The following is a 15,750-nucleotide window of genomic DNA, read 5'->3' as shown; positions in this document are numbered from 1 at the left end:
TCTTTCCATTGTAGCTGGCGTCTTAGCCAAAAGAAAGGGAAGCGGAAAGCTAAAGATTGCATTAGATAATTCGACAAACGATGGTTATTATTGTAAACCTGCTTCACTTATGTTTTAATCAGATTGCATATGGGTCGAATAATGGCAGTCGTAGGAGCTGAGTTACTTGGCGTGGGAATACATTCTGCTGCAAACTCTTATTGCATTGCTTCCGGTAGGAGCTATGCTCTTATGGCTTACGAAGCCTGAGCGCGGTAAGAACATGTCTGCAGCAATCGTCACGGCCAGCGGAATTTCCCTTCTTCTTGGAATGTTGAGCCATAATCCGATCGAACCCGAGAATTTCCTGAACTTCCGGCTTGTCCCTTACATCATCGGTTCTCTCTATGGCGGCATTCCGGGTGCATCGCTATTAACGGTACTCTACATGGCGGCGCGCTTAAACCAGATCTCCTCTACCGTCTCGATTATTTTTCTCGGGGCGTTCTTCCTCTTGTTTGTTCCTTACTTATTCTCTCGAATTCAACGCTTCCAATCATCCGGTGTTCGGGTCAGGCTCCGAATCGTTCTTCGGTGCTTTCTGGCGGGCTGCCTCTTCTTCGTGGCCAACGCGGTCAGCAGCTTCTCGGAACCGAAGGATATCTGGTACTGGGTTTACTTGATTGTCTTCGGGCTCGGCACCGGGGTTATTCTGCTGTATTCCATCCAGGCTGTCGAATTGTCCATCGATCGGCTCAAGCTTCAGGTCGAATTGCAGGAGGTCAGCGCTAATTATCGCCAGGAAGTAAAAAGGCTTCAGGAATTCATCGATATCTCTCCCCTTGTGGCGATCTTTATCGACAATGAGGGCAGGATTACGCAGTTGAACGAGATGGCACTCAAGACTCTCGCTCCTTACAGCCGCAGCGATCTGATCGGACAGGAATACTGGGCGGCGCGGAATTTGTTCGGCAACGAGACTCTGTTCGAATCGATCTCCAGGGTCATGAAGGGTGTCGAACGGGAGTCGGAGGTCATAAGGTTCCGCCAACGGCTTTATTACACGACGGTATGCGCTTGGAGGGACGAATTCAATCAAGCGATGGGAGTCGTGCTGATCGCCCACGACATGACCGAACTGCAGCAATTGAAGGACGAAGTGGACAAAATGGAGCGACTCAGCCTGGTCGGCCAGATGGCGGCGAGCATCACGCACGAGATCCGCAACCCGATGGCGGTCATCCGGGGCTTCATCCAGCTGCTGAACGAGCGCAGCCCGAACGAGCACCACTCCTATTTTCACATCATTCTGCAGGAGCTGGACCGGGCGAACAACATTATCAACGACTTCTTGTCGCTTGCGCAGAACCGGATCGTGGAGAAGAACACCAGAAAGCTGAACGAGGTTCTGGAGGATCTCATGCCGCTGATCTCGGCGGACGCGAACATGCGCGGGCTGGTCGTCGAGCTGAGCATCGAGGAAGACATCGAGCCTCTGGAGCTGAACGTCAAAGAGATCAAGCAGCTGATCCTGAATCTCGCGCGCAACGGGATGGAGGCCATGTCGGACAAAGGCGTTCTGAGGATCGAGATGTCGAATCTGGACGACTGCGTTCAGCTTAGGGTTCAGGACACCGGGGTCGGCATTCCTCCGGAGAAGCTGGAGAGGCTGTTCGAGCCGTTCTTCACGACCAAGACGAACGGAACCGGGCTCGGCCTCGCTTTATGCTTAAGCATCGTCGAGCGCCACCACGGGAAGATCCAGGTGGAGTCGAAGATCGGCGAAGGGACGACCTTTATTGTCTCCTTCTACAAGACCGAAGCGGGAATGGCGGCGGCAGGCGCATAAACGAAGCTGCAAAGGATCACAATAGGAGGGAATCATCCAGACAAGGAGGATGCTCCCATGCCTAATCCACAAGGTCCGGCTCCGCTCGGACGCAAGAGCGCAGGTTCGAACGGCAAGAACAAGCAACCCGAGGCCCCGGGATTCGACAAGAAGCTGGACGGACCGAACCGGCCGTCGACCTGAGCTTGGAGCGGGAGAACGACATGACCGATCCCAAGTCGAGTTCGGCGGCCGGTCGAGACGACCCGGCTCTCGATCCGTTCGAGATCGAGTTCAAACGGGAATTCCGCGAGAATAGGGGCCCGCGGGAACCGTTTATCAATTCGCATGGAGTCGTGATCGGAGATCACGATTACGAGTCGCCGAATTCTCCGCTCGAGCAATGGAGCGAGGAGACGGACCCCGCCGTGATGGCCGGGGACGAATGGGTGCATCCCTTCAAGGATATCGGATTCCGTACGGAGGAGAACCGCGATCTGTTCGAAGAGGGCATCCCTCCGCAGCCGGGTGCATTCATGCATCCGACCCACCAAACGGCGGACTTGAGCCGCATAGCGGACAACCCTTTGGAGCTGGAGGAGGAGTACGAGACGTACTTCCCGGTGCCCGAAGTATTGGATGAACCCTGATGCGTTCAGGGTTCATTTTTTTGACGGTTATCCGGTCAGAGCTTATAATAAAAAGTAAGCGGATTGGTCCGCCAAATCGCAAGCGGGAAGCGAGGATGATAGAATGTCTATGTCATTTGAGAGATACATGTTCGACATGATTCAACCGATGCGCGACGATCTGACGCGGGTTGGAATCAAGGAGCTCCGTACGCCGGAGGAAGTGGAAGAGGCTCTTCCCAACGCGAAGGGAACGACGCTCGTCGTCGTCAACTCCGTGTGCGGCTGCGCGGCCGGGCAAGCCCGTCCGGGCGTAGCGGAAGCGCTGCAGCACGACGTGCTCCCGGATCACCTGTATACGGTATTCGCCGGACAGGACAAGGAAGCTACGGCGAAGGCTCGCGAGTATTTCGCGCCTTACCCTCCGTCTTCTCCTTCCATCGCGCTGATGAAGGACGGAGAACTGGTTCACTTCATCGAACGCCACCAGATCGAGAACCGCAGCGCGGAAGACATCGCGGCGGATCTGACGTCGGCCTTCGATCGCTTCTGCCGTTAATCGATACGGAAGGCAACTCCCGCCGGTTCGCAAGTGAGCTTGCGGGAGTTTTTTTAGCCATATGGATTGGATAAGATTAACAACCGGGGCTCTGCCCCGCGTGCTTAACTAGAATTAGAGCGGATTGGAGAGACGAGGATGAGCCTTCAACAGGAGATTATTGCGAAGCTGGGCGTGAAGCCGACGATCGACGTCGATCAAGAGATCAGAAGACGGGTCGATTTTCTGAAGGAATACGTGAAGAGCTCGAAGACGACGGGCCTTCTGATCGCGATCAGCGGCGGCGTGGACAGCGCGGTGGCAACCGGCCTCTGCAAGCAAGCGACGGACGAGCTCTCTCAAGAGACCGGCAAAGAATACATAACCCTCGGGGTGTTCCAGCCATACGGGGAACAAGAGGATATCGACCATAGTTATGCGGTCGCCGAAGCGTTCAACCTGACCCACAAGGTGGAGACGAACATCGAGGAAGCGGTCAACGAGATCGTGCTGGAGACCGAATACGGATTCAAGGCTCTCGGCACGCCGCGCCATATCAGCCGCGGCGGGAAGGGCAACGTCAAAGCCCGTACCCGGATGGTCATTCAATATGCGCTGGCCTTCGATATGAACCTTCTTGTCGTGGGCACGGACCATGCTTCCGAGGCGCTCACCGGCTTCTATACGAAGTGGGGCGACGGAGCGGTCGACATTACGCCGCTAAGCTCCCTGAACAAGCGCCAGGTTCGCGCCGTAGCCGCGAGACTTGGAGTTCCCGAGGAAGTTATCGGCAAGGCGCCGACGGCCGGGCTCTGGGAAGGCCAGACGGACGAGAACGAGCTCGGGGTTTCTTATGAAGCGAACAGCGATTACCTGGAAGGCAAGGAGATCGAGGCTTCCGCCCGCGAGATTCTCGAACGCCATTATCTGCGCACGGAGCATAAGCGCTCCCCGATCCCGGGAATCTAAGCGGCGATGATCGTCGGAATCGGGATCGATATGGTGGAGCTGGAGCGGCTGGACAAGCTGCTCGCCGGTTCCGCGGGCTCTCGGTTCTTGGAGAGGGTGCTGACGGAGAGCGAGCGTTCGCGATGCCGGGAGCTGTCCGGCCGCCGGGCGGTGGAGTTCGTCGCGGGACGCTATGCGGCGAAGGAAGCGATCGTGAAGGCGCTCGGGTGCGGAATCGGGCGTCTCGTCGGATTTGCGGACATGGAGGTGCTGCCCGATCCTTCGGGACGGCCCTGCTGCCGATTATCCGCCGAAGCCTGGGAACGGCTAGGGCTGAAGGAAGAGCGGCATCGCCTTCATGTCGCCATCACTCATGAGAGAAGCATGGCCGCCGCGACGGCGGTCTTCGAACGAGAATAGGGAGCAAGCAAGAGCCCGGGGCCGCACATGGCTTCCGGGCTCTTGCTATGCGGCGTATCTTGCCATGCGCGTCATTACTTATGCTCCGCGAGCCATGACGACAGAGCTTCAATCTCCTCCGCGCTCAGCTTATCCTTGAACGGCTTCATGAGGCTTCCGCCGTTCTCGATCTGGGCCTTGATCTCATCCTTGGTCAGGCGCGCTCCGACTTGCTGGAGATTGGACTTATCGCCCATCATGCCCTGAAGCTCGGTGCCATGACAAGAAATGCAGTTGTTGCGATACAGCTTCACGGTCTCTTCCGGTCCGGATAACGGCTTGCTGCTCGAAGCGGGGGGAGCAGCCGGGTTATCCCCTCCGCCTCCGCCGCAAGCGGACAGAATCGACGCGGCAAGGACCAGAGAAGCCGCCGCGAAAAGCGTTTTCTTCCGGAATTGACGCTCTCCGGAGGATGGAACTCTTACCATTTCAACTTCACCTTCGCTCGATTATAATAAGATGACGACACGTTCAACACACGTGAGGGATTTATCGCAGCATGAGGAGCGGACATGACTACTAGCTATTTTACCATAATGATGAACAACCTCGAACATATGCAGATCGAGACGGTGGCCGCGGCGGAATCCGGCGTGGAAGAATCTGCGGTGTCGAACGGTAAGTGGAAGGCGATGGATTGCAATCGCTTCCTATATGTAATGGAAGGAAGCGGGAAGCTGGAGACGGAGCAGCATAGCGAGACGCTGGTTCCGGGAATGCTGGCGCTGATTCTCACGGGCACCTCCCATTCTATCGAAGCGAACCCCGGAAGTTCTCTCAAGCTCAAGTGGGTGCACTTCAAGACCAGCTTCGGAGACCGGGAGTGGTACAACAGCCTGCGCTTGCCGATCGGGATTCCAGCCATGCAGGGCGAGGCGGCTTCCTTGATGGACAAGGTCATCCGCGGAGCGGCGGAGGACAGCCTGACGTCGAGAATGCGATGCAAAGCCGCCATTCTGGAGCTCATCAGCTTGTATCTGGACGGCATTCAGCCTCTAACCGTGATATCGGAAGGGATTCCTTCCCAGGACATGGAGAAGATCAACGCAGTCATTCGTTACATAGACGAGCACTTGGCCGATAACATAACCGTGGACGAGCTCTCCAAGCTTATTTTCCTCCATCCGAACTATTTCATCGTATTCTTCAAGAGCATGATGGGCTGCTCGCCGATCCAGTACGTCAACCTAAGGAGGATGGAGATGGCCCGGAGCATGCTGCTTCAGCCGGAATGCAACGTATCGGATGTCGCCGGCCGGATCGGGATGAAGATCTATTACTTCTCGCGGATGTTCAAGAAGCATACGGGAATGACGCCGAGCCAGTACCGGAAGATGGGGGCCGGAATGCCGGGTTCAAGCGAGGTATTGGTCTAAGCGGGAAAAGGAATCGAGGATTCGAGGAGAAGAAACGAATACAGCGGCTGATGGAAGCTGCAGAAGGTTGGGGAGCGGATGTACGAGACGGAAGCCGCCAAGGTGTTCAGCGAGGAGCTGGTGGCTTGGTATCGAAGAGGGAATCGAGATCTGCCTTGGCGCAGAACGAAGAATCCATATTATATCTGGATATCGGAGATTATGCTTCAGCAAACAAGGGTGGATACGGTCATCCCTTACTTCAATCGCTTTGTCGAGAGGTTTCCGACCGTACGCGATTTGGCGGAGGCGCCGGAAGAGGACGTTCTGAAGCTGTGGGAAGGTCTCGGCTATTACTCCCGGGCGCGCAACCTGCAAGCTGCCGCCAGGGAGATCGCGGACAATTACGGCGGCATGATTCCGGCGGACAAAACGGTCGTCAGCGGCCTCAAAGGGGTCGGCCCTTATACGTCGGGAGCGATCTTAAGCATCGCGTTTAACCTTCCGGAGCCGGCCGTCGACGGCAACGTCATGCGCGTGCTGTCGCGTTATTTCTGTCTGGAGGACGATATCGCGAAGCCTGCGACGCGGGTCGGGATCGAAGGGCTTGCCCGGGAGCTGATTCCCGAAGGGGCGGCCGGAGACTTCAACCAGGCATTGATGGAGCTAGGCGCGCTCGTGTGCACGCCGCGTTCTCCCCACTGCCTGACTTGTCCCGTCATGGAGCACTGCGCGGCCCGGCTAGCGGGACGGCAGGAAGAGCTGCCGATCAAGACGAAGGCCAAGAAGCCGAAGCCTCAGCATCGCTTGGCGGTCTTGATCGAGGATTCGGAGGGCCGGGTGCTCGCGAGGCAGAGACCCGAGCAAGGCCTGCTCGCCAAGCTGTGGGAGCTTCCGCACATCGAAGCCCCCTTCGAGGCGTGGTCGTCCCAAGACGCGGCTCCCGAATGGCTGAAGACGACGCTGTCCCTGGAAGGAATGGATGTCCGGACGACCGAATATCTCGGCTCGGCCGAGCATGTATTCTCCCATCTGCATTGGTTCGTTCGAATCTGGGGAGCGGATCGGGTCTCGTTCGACGGCTCGGTTCGAGACGATATGGACCAAGTCGTACAAGAGAGCGCGGCTGCTAATGAAGCGGGAGCAGGCGCGGCGGCAGGAGCGGAAGCGGGCGTAGGAGCAGAGGAAGGCATAAGAGCGGAAGCGATTGTAGCAGCCGAGGCAGGCACAAGCGCGAAGGAACTGCCAGACGGCTATCGCTGGATCGATCTCGAGCAATTCGAGAAGCTGGCTTGGCCGAATCTGTTCCGAAGCATACTGAGCGAACATTTCGCTTCCAAATAATTGGGGGGTACGATAGCATGACGATACCGGTACGAATAGCCAAGGAACGCAGAGAAGAGCTGGTTCGCGGCGTACAAGCCTATTTCGAGGAAGAACTGGGCCAGACGCTGGGCAATCTGGGAGCGGAGCAGCTGCTGGACCACATGATTCGCGAGCTTGGGCCGCATCTGTACAATCAGGCGCTCTCGGACGCGCGGCACGTGCTTACCCAGAAAGTCGCCTCGCTCGAAGAGGAGCTGTACTCCCTGGAGGTTCCGATTCGGCGGCGGTAAGGGAGCGCTCCAGCTGTAGGTCGCCGAACATATTTGAGTAACCAGTACTCATTTGTCGCTCCCGGGCGGCAGTCGGCCGGTGATATGAGTAACCAGTACTCATTTAGCACCCCCGTGCGTCTGTTCGGCCGGTGATATGAGTAACCAGTACTCATTTGTCGCTCCCGGGCGGCAGTCGGCCGGTAATTTGAGTAACCAATACTCATTTAGCACCCCCGTGCGTCTGTTCGGCCGGTGATATGAGTAACCAGTACTCATTTGTCGCTCCCGAGCGTCTTTCTACTGATGATTTGAGTAACCAGTACTCATATGGCGCTCCCGAGTGTCTTTCTGCTGATGATTTGAGTAACCAGTACTCATATGGCACTCCTGAGCGTCTGTTCGGCCGGTGATATGAGTAACCAGTACTCGTTTGGCGCTCCCGGGCGGCAGTCGGCTGGTGATTTGAGTAACTAGTACTCATTTGTCGCTCCCGGGCGGCAGTCGGCTGATGATTTGAGTAACCAGTACTCATTTGTCGCTCCCGGGCGGCAGTCGGCTGGTGATTTGAGTAACTAGTACTCATATGGCGCTCCCGTGCGGCAGTCGGCCGGTAATATGAGTAACCAGTACTCATTTGGCGCTCCCGTGTGGCAGTCGGCCGGTAATTTGAGTAACCAGTACTCATATGGCACTCCTGAGCGTCTGTTCGGCCGGTCAGTTGGGTAGTATTTACTTGGCGCAAGAGTGGCCGCGCTGCTGAATTAGTCTCACATGAGACTAATTCCCGCCGCAAAAGGGGCTGCGCTGCTGAATTAGTCTCACATGAGACTAATTCCCGCCGCAAGAGTGGCCGCGCTGCTGAATTAGTCTCACATGAGACTAATTCCCGCCGCAAGAGTGGCCGCGCGTCCGAATTAGTCTCACATGAGACTAATTCCCGCCGCAAGAATGCGCTCGCCGATAAGGTTACTCTCAACGCATATGAAACGCAAAAAAAGCTGCCCTCTCGGGCAGCTTTTCCTGCAATCGGGAAAGATTACTTAGCGGCGTCGTACAGAGCGCCCACCTTGTCCCAGTTCACAACGTTCCAGAAAGCGCCGATGTAGTCAGGACGCTTGTTCTGGTACTTCAGGTAGTAAGCGTGCTCCCAAACGTCCAGGCCGAGGATCGGCGTTTCGCCTTCCATGATCGGGCTGTCTTGGTTAGGCAGGCTGTATACCTTAAGCTTGCCGTCCTTGCCGACAACGAGGAACGCCCAGCCGGAGCCGAAACGAGTCGTAGCCGCAGCGGCGAACGTTTCCTTGAACTTGTCGAAGCCGCCCAGCTCGCTGTCGATAGCGGCAGCAAGAGCGCCCTTCGGCGCGCCGCCGGCGTTCGGTCCGATGATCTCCCAGAACAGGGAGTGGTTCGCATGGCCGCCGCCATTGTTGCGAACGGCCGTACGAATGCTCTCCGGTACAGCGTTCAGGTCGGAGATCAGGTCGTTCAGGCTCTTCTCGGCCAGCTCGGGAGCATTGGCAAGAGCGTTGTTCAGGTTCGTAACATAAGTGTTGTGGTGACGGTCGTGATGGATCTCCATCGTAAGTGCGTCAATATGCGGCTCCAATGCATCGTTGGAGTACGGAAGCGGTGGCAATACGTGTGCCATAATTGAAATCCTCCTTCAAAAATTGAGATATGTAGCTCGCTTCTTATTATCCCTGATTTTCGGTAGTAAATCAACGTGGATGTTTAAAAAGTCGGCCATTTCCTCTGACTAATCTCATCGGAATTACCACGTTTAATCGTGAGGGTCAATGCAGAAGCAAGCGCAGTCGAAGACGATGATACAGGCAAAGTTCGGACTAGGATAGAATGCCCACCTAATCCTGATATATGCATGGATGGAATGGGCCAATAAGAGCGAATATAGCTGAAAAATGCGGTTTTTTGACGTGAATCCACAGAAAGCGCTTTAATAGAAGCGCTTTCATTGATTTTCGCACGATTTCTCGAAAAATATTTTATGTTTTCTTAACAAAAGGGAAGAATTTTTCTAAAAGTTGTCGTAATATTATCTTTGTCTTCACTTTAGTACTAGCTTCTTCGCATTCAATAAACTCAGCCGGGGAGATATGAGGATGAACATTCGTGCGTTCCAGCTTTCGGACTATCGGTCTGTCGCAGACCTGATGGTGGTCGCATTGTCGGAGGAGTGCTGCGAAGAGACGATGGGAGCGTTGGCTCGCCAATTGTCCTGGGACAGCGAGTTGGTGCTGATCGCGGAGAGCGGAGATTCCATTGTCGGATTGATGATCGGAACGATCGACCGGAACAAGGGGTATGTGTATCGCTTGGCCGTCCATCCGGATTACCGCCGCCAAGGAGTCGGCAAGACGCTCGTCTCGGCGATGACGGTAAGGTTCCGTCAACGGAACGTCAGCAAGGTTCTGATCGCAGGAGACAAGCACAACGAGCTGCTGCTTCCGTTCTACGAGTCGCTTGGAGAGGTGCCGCTGGATTTCGCCAAGCTTGCGAAGCCCCTGTCCATAATGGCTATTTAGAACGTATGATTGTTCGGCGGACTGGCTTGAGAATATAAACCGCCATGAGGAAGGCATATCTTACGAGCCCTAAGGCATCCGATACCAGGCTGCTTTTGGCCATAAGATATGCTTTTCTTGTTTTGGGCCCGCGAGCTCGCGCTTGCACAATGACCCTATGCGATTCGAGATATTAGGGTATAATGAATGGAATGACAGCTGCTATTATTGACTATTAAATCGGACCTTTAAAGAGAGGACTGCCAGGCAGGGGGCGTGACCAATGAGCAGCGATTCCCGACGCTTCGATTCTTATGAACGCTGCGTCATCAAAAGCTTCAAAAACAATGGCTCCTTGCATCGAGTGTGGATGGAGAACTGGCAGATTCCCGAACCTCTGCTGCATCCTTCCCATGCGGAACAATCGATGATGGTATTCGTCAACGATCATACGGTTATACGGGAAGCGGACGGCAAGGAATGGATCAGCCGGGTTCCGGCGGTGTCCTTCTTCATTCCGGGAGAATGGTTCAACGTCGTGGCCCTGCTGGAAGAGAAGGGAACGCGATATTACTGCAATATCGCTTCGCCTCCTTACCGGTATTCGAACGTACTGACGTACATCGATTACGATCTGGATGTCGTGCTGCTGCCGGACGGAACGTACTACGATCTCGACAGGGATGAATACGAGCGGCACAAAGAAGAATATCGTTACAACCCGATGGTGAGGCAGCAAGCGGAAGAAGGCTTGGTTCGGCTGCATGCCCTTATGAAGGAGAGGGCCCAGCCTTTCGACAACGATGAGGTTCAGCGCTATTATTCCGATTGGAAGGCCTATATTAGCGGCAAAGGAGACTGAGAGCCTGCATGAGCAACGCTCCCGGCACCATTCCATCCGGCAGGTCCCGTTCGGCTAAGCCCGAGCGACCGGCCTGGCGCAAAGAGCTGTGGGATTGGATTCGAGCCTTGGCTATAGCGTTCATCATCGTTGTTCTCTTAAGGGTTTTCGTCTTCCAATTATCGACGGTCAAGAGCATCTCGATGCAGCCGACGCTCTACGAGAAGCAATGGCTGTTCATCAACAAAATCTCGTACAAGTTCGGGAATCCGTCCCGGGGAGATGTCGTCATCCTGAAGGATCCCAGCGACGAACCGGGCCATAAGACGCTTCTGGTCAAACGCATCGTCGGTTTGCCGGGAGACCGGCTCGAGGTTCGCGATAAGAAGCTTTATGTGAACGGAACGCTTCAGGTGGAAGCCTATACGGATGCCGATATCGAAGATGGCGATATCCAACCGTTCTCGGTCAGCGAAGGGCACTACTTCGTCATGGGAGACAACCGGCATCGGGATTCGAGCAAGGACAGCCGCTCCTTCGGGGAAGTGCCGGAGAGCCTGATTAAAGGCCGCGCGGATTTGATTATCTGGCCGATCTCGAGATGGGGGCAACTGTAAGACAAGCACGATAATAATCGGAAAAGCGTGGCCGCGTTCCCCCGTTCGTGCCTGCGCGCGAGAGGAGGTGAACGGGGTGGGCAGCGAGTTGACAAGAGATGCCGGCTTCTGGCGGGAGCTCAAGGAAGAACTGATCGCGGCCGCGCCTTCGCTTGGCATCGACAAGATCGGAATCGCCTCGCCCGATCCGTTCGCCGAGCTGAAGGAACGGCTGCTCCGGCATCGGGAGCTCGGCTATGAATCGGGCTTCGAAGAGCCGGATCTGGATCTGCGGACGGATCCGGCTCTCCTCTTCGACGAACCGAGATCGATTATCGCCATCGCGGTGGCTTATCCGTCCAAGATGAAGAACCCGCCGGTATCCGAGCCCGGAGCGCGCAGGGGAATCCTGTCCCGATCCGCCTGGGGCGAGGATTACCACCATGTGCTGAACAATCGGCTGGAGCGGCTTGCGGCTTGGATCGCCGACCGAGTGCCCGAAGCGCGCGGCTTGTCCTTGGTGGATACGGGAGCGTTGTCGGATCGGGCCGTAGCGGAGAGGGCCGGAATCGGCTGGACGGGCAAAAACAGCTTTATCCTATCCAGAGAGTTAGGAACGTGGACGTATCTGGGGGAGATGATCACCAACCTGCCGCTTCCTCCCGATCAACCGGTCGAGGATAGCTGCGGGGATTGTACCCGCTGTATCGACGCTTGCCCGACGGGCGCTTTGGTCGGTCCCGGGCAGTTGAACGCCCAACTGTGCGTGTCCTATCTTACTCAGACCAAAGGCATCCTTGAGGAAGAGGTCATGGAGACGATCGGCAACCGACTGTACGGCTGCGATACGTGCCAGATCGTTTGCCCGGTCAACCGGGGCATCGATATCGGCCGCCATCCCGAGCTTCAGCCGGATCCGGAGATCGCGAAGCCCCTGCTCGTTCCGCTCTTGACGATGGGCAATCGGGAATTCAAGATGAAGTTCGGCTCCAGCGCCGCCGCTTGGCGTGGACGCAAGCCGATCCAGCGCAACGCCCTGATCGGATTAGGGAACTTCAAGGACGAAGCTTCCGTGCCGGATATCGCGCAGGTGCTTAGGGACGATCCGCGCTTCGAGCTGCGGGCGACGGCCGCGTGGGCGCTCGGCCGTATCGGAGGAGGCGAAGCGGAAGCCGCTCTTCTGCAGGCAGCCGGAACGGAGAAGGACGAGCAGGCTTTGAAGGCGATTGGCCGAGCCCTGGAAGTTATCCGTTCCGGGGGACCGCCCCGAAGAACGGGGAAGAAGAAGGCTGTGTCGTCTGCCGACTGACGAAATAGAGAGGTTCATTTAATGAAGGGAGCAGCGCTCCCTTTTTTTGTTGAACGAAGGGGGATAACGCGGTCTCTCTTCGATTATTTCCTGGGAAATCCAAGGTAAAATAGTCTCATTTCGAGAAGAATCGAGCAATATCGCTTGTACAGATGTCGAATATACCCGATACTTGATAGTAAGATAGAAGGATGTGCGAAGCCGGCCGATAAAGAAAAGGCAGGAATTCGAGGTTGCCGCGACATGAGGACGGGAGTGAGAATCGTTGAGACTTATCGATATTGAGAGTGTGGAACCCGGACAGATCTTGGGAAGAACGATCTTCTCCGCGAACGGAACGATCCTGTTGTCCGCCGGAGTGCAGCTGACGGTGTTTATGATCAGCACGCTCAAGAGAGTCGGAGTGACGATGATTTACATAGAGGACCCGTTGTTCAAGGACATCGTGGTCGAAGAAGTGCTGTCCGAAACGACGAAGAGAGCGGTTATCCAGCAGATGTCCGAATCGTTCGAGGCCTTGCGTTCGGGGAAGAGCTTCCATACGAAAGCGATCAGCATGTCGGTGGACTCGCTGCTGGACGATGTCCTGAAGAATCAGAACGTGCTCGTTCAGTTGTCCGATATTCGCACGGAGGATAACGCGGCCTACATTCACTCGATGAACGTGTGCATGATGGCCACGCTAGTCGGCGTGAATATGGGACTCAATATGATCCAGTTGAAGGAGCTGGCGATCGGCGCTTTGCTGCACGATATCGGGAAGGTAGGCGCTCCCGAGCTGCAGGAAGGCAGGAGCCATCACTCTTGGCGCGGATTCGAGATGCTGAAGCTGAAACGGGAGTACAGCCTGCTTATCTCCCATGTCGCGTTCCAGCATCACGAGGCGGTGGACGGCAGCGGCAAGCCGCGGGGGATCAAAGGAGACGAGATCCATCTGTACGCGAAGATAACCGCGATAGCGAACACCTACGACAATATGGTGTCCGGCTTGTCCGAGGGAAGGCCCATTCTGCCTCACGAAGCGATCGAGAGATTGAACGCGATGTCCGGAACGATGTTCGACCGGGATGTGCTCGTCGAATTCCTGCGAATCATCTCGGTTTATCCGAACGGAATCTCCGTGAGATTGTCCAACCGGCAGACGGGGGTTGTCGTCGGCCAGCATAGAGGACTTCCCGGGCGCCCGGTCGTTCGCGTCATCGACAAGTCGGGGGACGAGGCGGTCGGCGCCTCCGAATTTGATCTCGCCAAGCAGACGACGGTATTTATTGACTCCGTTCTCGCTTAAAGGCGGTCGTTCCATAATGAACTAGTTTGCCCAAGCCTCGGGGCCGTGCTATCATAGGTAAGCAGCCGCCTAACGGATGCGTTCGGCGCGGCTAGCTATTGTTAAGGTACGGAGGGAATCGGGATCATGTGGAGCGTTATTATTCCGATCGTGACGCTGATTGTAGGCCTCATCGTCGGCTTTATCGCAGGCGTATTCTATCTGCGTTCGCAATTGACCAAGATGCAGAAAGACCCTGATATGCTTCAGAAGATGGCGAAGCAAATGGGTTATAACATGAACAAGCAGCAGTTGAACAAGGCGCAGCAGATGATGCAGAACCAGAATTTCAACAAGCCTCGCCGCAAGTAAATCGCGCATGAGCGCCATTCGCCGTTAAGGGGGGGAATCCTTTGTCGGGTTTGAAGGATTATTCGAATTCCAAGGTTGACCGCAACCGGGAGAAGATTGAGTACCACGTTCGGGAGATCTTAAAGCTTATCGGCGAGGATGTCGAGCGGGAAGGCTTGCTCGAGACGCCCGCCCGCGTAACGAGAATGTACGAGGAGATCTTCGCCGGCTACGAGGCGGACCCTCGCGAAGTGCTCGGCGTCACGTTCGACGAGAAGCACGAAGAGCTCGTTATCGTGAAGGACATCGTCTATTACAGCCAATGCGAGCATCATATGGCTCCGTTCTTCGGCAAGATCCACATCGGTTATATTCCGAGCGGCAAGATCGCCGGACTAAGCAAGTTCGCTCGCCTGGTCGAAGCCGTTACGAGGCGCCTTCAGGTGCAGGAACGGATCACTTCCCAGATCGCGGATATTCTCGAGGAAGTGCTGTCTCCTAACGGAGTGATGGTCGTCGTCGAAGGCGAGCATCTCTGCATGTGCTCCCGAGGCGTGAAGAAGCCCGGAAGCAAGACGGTCACCTCGGCGGTGCGCGGGCACTTCCGCAACAGCTCGGCTCTCCGTTCGGAGTTCCTCGCTCTCATCAAAGAATAAAAATCGCTCTCTATAGTAGCCTGTCGGCTAGGTAGAGAGCTTTTTTTATGCCTATTTTCGCAGATCGCCCTATAGACGGCAAATCTCCAGAGGGCATTGATCGCAGCGGCAGACGCCGCGCAGGTACGGAATGTCCTTGATGAGCATATGACCGTCGCGAACGGTCAATACGTTCTCCTTGCGCAGATCCGACAGCATGCGGTTTACGCACTCTCTCGTCGCTCCGATCATGTCGGCCATCTCCGCGTGGCTGATTTTCAGCGTGATATAGGTTCCTTCCTTCTCCTTGACCCCGTTGGAATTGCACAGGCGGATAAGCAGCGAGCAAAGCGCTCCGGACTTGCCGTACAGCATCAGATCGCGGAATTTGGTCTGCGTCATCCGATGCATGAGTCCCATCCACTTCATGAACTCGATCGCAAGATCCCCATGCTGCCAGAGCAGCACTTCCAAATCGGCCATCTGCATGAGCCCGATCTCCCCATCCTCGAGCACTTCCGCGCTGAAGGCGTGCACCGGATTCGCGAACGGTTCCGGCTGTCCGTACAGGTCGCCTTGTTGCAGCAGATACAACGTCATGTTGCGGCCCGCATCGGAGGTCTTGGTGATGCGAACTCTCCCGCTGCGCACGAAGATCAGCTTGTCGGCGGGATCCCCTTCCCAGAAGAGCACCGTGCCTTTCTTGATCGGCTTGCGGTACATGATGTCCTGGAGCTTGGCGAAGCTGTCGGCGGAGAAGCTGCGGGCGGTTCCGCGCAAGCCTTCGTTGGATACCGGGAGGCGGGTCTCTTGCTTATGGTTATGGAAAGTCGCGTTCTGGGCGATCGCGGTCATTCGATTCACGCTCCTTGGCTTTATGATTCTATTTTATAGG

19 protein-coding genes are annotated in these 15,750 nt (G+C 55.9%); 16 read left to right on the top strand and 3 right to left on the bottom strand.

The features are described 5' to 3' along the window. Positions 1–166: 166 nt before the first annotated feature. The 6 genes from ELR57_RS13030 (at position 167) to acpS (ending at position 4,342) form a co-directional block, all read left to right on the top strand. Positions 167–1,828, top strand: a complete 1,662-nt coding sequence (locus ELR57_RS13030) for an ATP-binding protein (protein ID WP_126959516.1) — start codon at positions 167–169, stop codon at positions 1,826–1,828. Between the two features lie 57 nt (positions 1,829–1,885). Then, complete coding sequence (locus ELR57_RS13025; protein WP_126959515.1) at positions 1,886–2,011, top strand: spore protein; 126 nt, start codon at positions 1,886–1,888, stop codon at positions 2,009–2,011. Between the two features lie 20 nt (positions 2,012–2,031). After that, a complete protein-coding gene (locus ELR57_RS13020) occupies positions 2,032–2,457 on the top strand; it encodes a DUF3905 domain-containing protein (RefSeq protein ID WP_126959514.1) in 426 nt (141 codons plus the stop codon). Positions 2,458–2,560: 103 nt separating this feature from the next. Next, the gene (locus tag ELR57_RS13015; RefSeq protein WP_126959513.1) at positions 2,561–2,995 is read left to right on the top strand and encodes a BrxA/BrxB family bacilliredoxin; all 435 of its coding nucleotides are present in this window, start codon (positions 2,561–2,563) and stop codon (positions 2,993–2,995) included. 138 nt (positions 2,996–3,133) lie between these two features. Beyond that, positions 3,134–3,943 carry an ammonia-dependent NAD(+) synthetase gene (nadE, locus tag ELR57_RS13010; RefSeq protein ID WP_126959512.1) on the top strand — a complete coding sequence of 270 codons (810 nt, stop codon included), beginning with the start codon at positions 3,134–3,136 and terminating at the stop codon, positions 3,941–3,943. Positions 3,944–3,949: 6 nt separating this feature from the next. Continuing rightward, positions 3,950–4,342: a holo-ACP synthase gene (gene acpS, locus ELR57_RS13005; RefSeq protein WP_126959511.1), complete on the top strand. Its 393-nt coding sequence runs from the start codon at positions 3,950–3,952 to the stop codon at positions 4,340–4,342. Positions 4,343–4,416: 74 nt separating this feature from the next. On the opposite strand, the gene ELR57_RS13000 is transcribed toward acpS, so the two are convergent. Next, entirely contained in the window at positions 4,417–4,809 is a 393-nt protein-coding gene (locus tag ELR57_RS13000; RefSeq protein WP_126959510.1) for a c-type cytochrome, read from the bottom strand. An 84-nt stretch (positions 4,810–4,893) separates the two neighbouring features. Between ELR57_RS13000 and ELR57_RS12995 the strand changes: the two genes are divergently transcribed. The 3 genes from ELR57_RS12995 (at position 4,894) to ELR57_RS12985 (ending at position 7,352) form a co-directional block, all read left to right on the top strand. Then, a complete protein-coding gene (locus ELR57_RS12995) occupies positions 4,894–5,757 on the top strand; it encodes an AraC family transcriptional regulator (protein ID WP_126959509.1) in 864 nt (287 codons plus the stop codon). A gap of 78 nt (positions 5,758–5,835) precedes the next feature. Beyond that, the gene (gene mutY / locus ELR57_RS12990) at positions 5,836–7,080 is read left to right on the top strand and encodes an A/G-specific adenine glycosylase (protein ID WP_126959508.1); all 1,245 of its coding nucleotides are present in this window, start codon (positions 5,836–5,838) and stop codon (positions 7,078–7,080) included. A 17-nt stretch (positions 7,081–7,097) separates the two neighbouring features. Beyond that, positions 7,098–7,352 (top strand): DUF2164 domain-containing protein, encoded by a 255-nt coding sequence (locus ELR57_RS12985; RefSeq protein ID WP_126959507.1) that lies wholly within the window; start codon positions 7,098–7,100, stop codon positions 7,350–7,352. A gap of 1,018 nt (positions 7,353–8,370) precedes the next feature. On the opposite strand, the gene ELR57_RS12980 is transcribed toward ELR57_RS12985, so the two are convergent. Further along, positions 8,371–8,982 carry a superoxide dismutase gene (locus tag ELR57_RS12980; RefSeq protein WP_126959506.1) on the bottom strand — a complete coding sequence of 204 codons (612 nt, stop codon included), beginning with the start codon at positions 8,980–8,982 and terminating at the stop codon, positions 8,371–8,373. Between the two features lie 472 nt (positions 8,983–9,454). On the opposite strand from ELR57_RS12980, the gene ELR57_RS12975 reads away from it, so the two are divergent. The 7 genes from ELR57_RS12975 to folE all read left to right on the top strand — a co-directional run bounded on the left by ELR57_RS12975 (position 9,455) and on the right by folE (position 14,876). Further along, positions 9,455–9,877 (top strand): GNAT family N-acetyltransferase, encoded by a 423-nt coding sequence (locus tag ELR57_RS12975; protein ID WP_126959505.1) that lies wholly within the window; start codon positions 9,455–9,457, stop codon positions 9,875–9,877. A 262-nt stretch (positions 9,878–10,139) separates the two neighbouring features. Next, positions 10,140–10,718: a DUF402 domain-containing protein gene (locus tag ELR57_RS12970; protein ID WP_126959504.1), complete on the top strand. Its 579-nt coding sequence runs from the start codon at positions 10,140–10,142 to the stop codon at positions 10,716–10,718. 8 nt (positions 10,719–10,726) lie between these two features. Further along, positions 10,727–11,314 (top strand): signal peptidase I, encoded by a 588-nt coding sequence (gene lepB / locus ELR57_RS12965; protein WP_126959503.1) that lies wholly within the window; start codon positions 10,727–10,729, stop codon positions 11,312–11,314. Positions 11,315–11,390: 76 nt separating this feature from the next. Then, entirely contained in the window at positions 11,391–12,602 is a 1,212-nt protein-coding gene (queG, locus tag ELR57_RS12960; RefSeq protein WP_370452264.1) for a tRNA epoxyqueuosine(34) reductase QueG, read from the top strand. Between the two features lie 265 nt (positions 12,603–12,867). Beyond that, positions 12,868–13,890: an HD-GYP domain-containing protein gene (locus ELR57_RS12955; protein WP_126959501.1), complete on the top strand. Its 1,023-nt coding sequence runs from the start codon at positions 12,868–12,870 to the stop codon at positions 13,888–13,890. A gap of 126 nt (positions 13,891–14,016) precedes the next feature. Further along, positions 14,017–14,241 (top strand): YneF family protein, encoded by a 225-nt coding sequence (locus ELR57_RS12950; protein ID WP_126959500.1) that lies wholly within the window; start codon positions 14,017–14,019, stop codon positions 14,239–14,241. Positions 14,242–14,282: 41 nt separating this feature from the next. Then, positions 14,283–14,876: a GTP cyclohydrolase I FolE gene (gene folE / locus ELR57_RS12945; protein WP_126959499.1), complete on the top strand. Its 594-nt coding sequence runs from the start codon at positions 14,283–14,285 to the stop codon at positions 14,874–14,876. A 69-nt stretch (positions 14,877–14,945) separates the two neighbouring features. On the opposite strand, the gene ELR57_RS12940 is transcribed toward folE, so the two are convergent. After that, on the bottom strand, positions 14,946–15,710 hold the full coding sequence (locus tag ELR57_RS12940; RefSeq protein WP_126959498.1) for a Crp/Fnr family transcriptional regulator: 765 nt from the start codon (positions 15,708–15,710) through the stop codon (positions 14,946–14,948). Positions 15,711–15,750 lie beyond the last annotated feature (40 nt).

Source organism: Cohnella sp. AR92, assembly GCF_003990975.1.
GTDB lineage: Bacteria > Bacillota > Bacilli > Paenibacillales > Paenibacillaceae > Cohnella.
The sequence above is the reverse complement of the archived record's forward strand: the minus strand, read 5'-3'. Positions and strand labels throughout refer to the sequence as shown.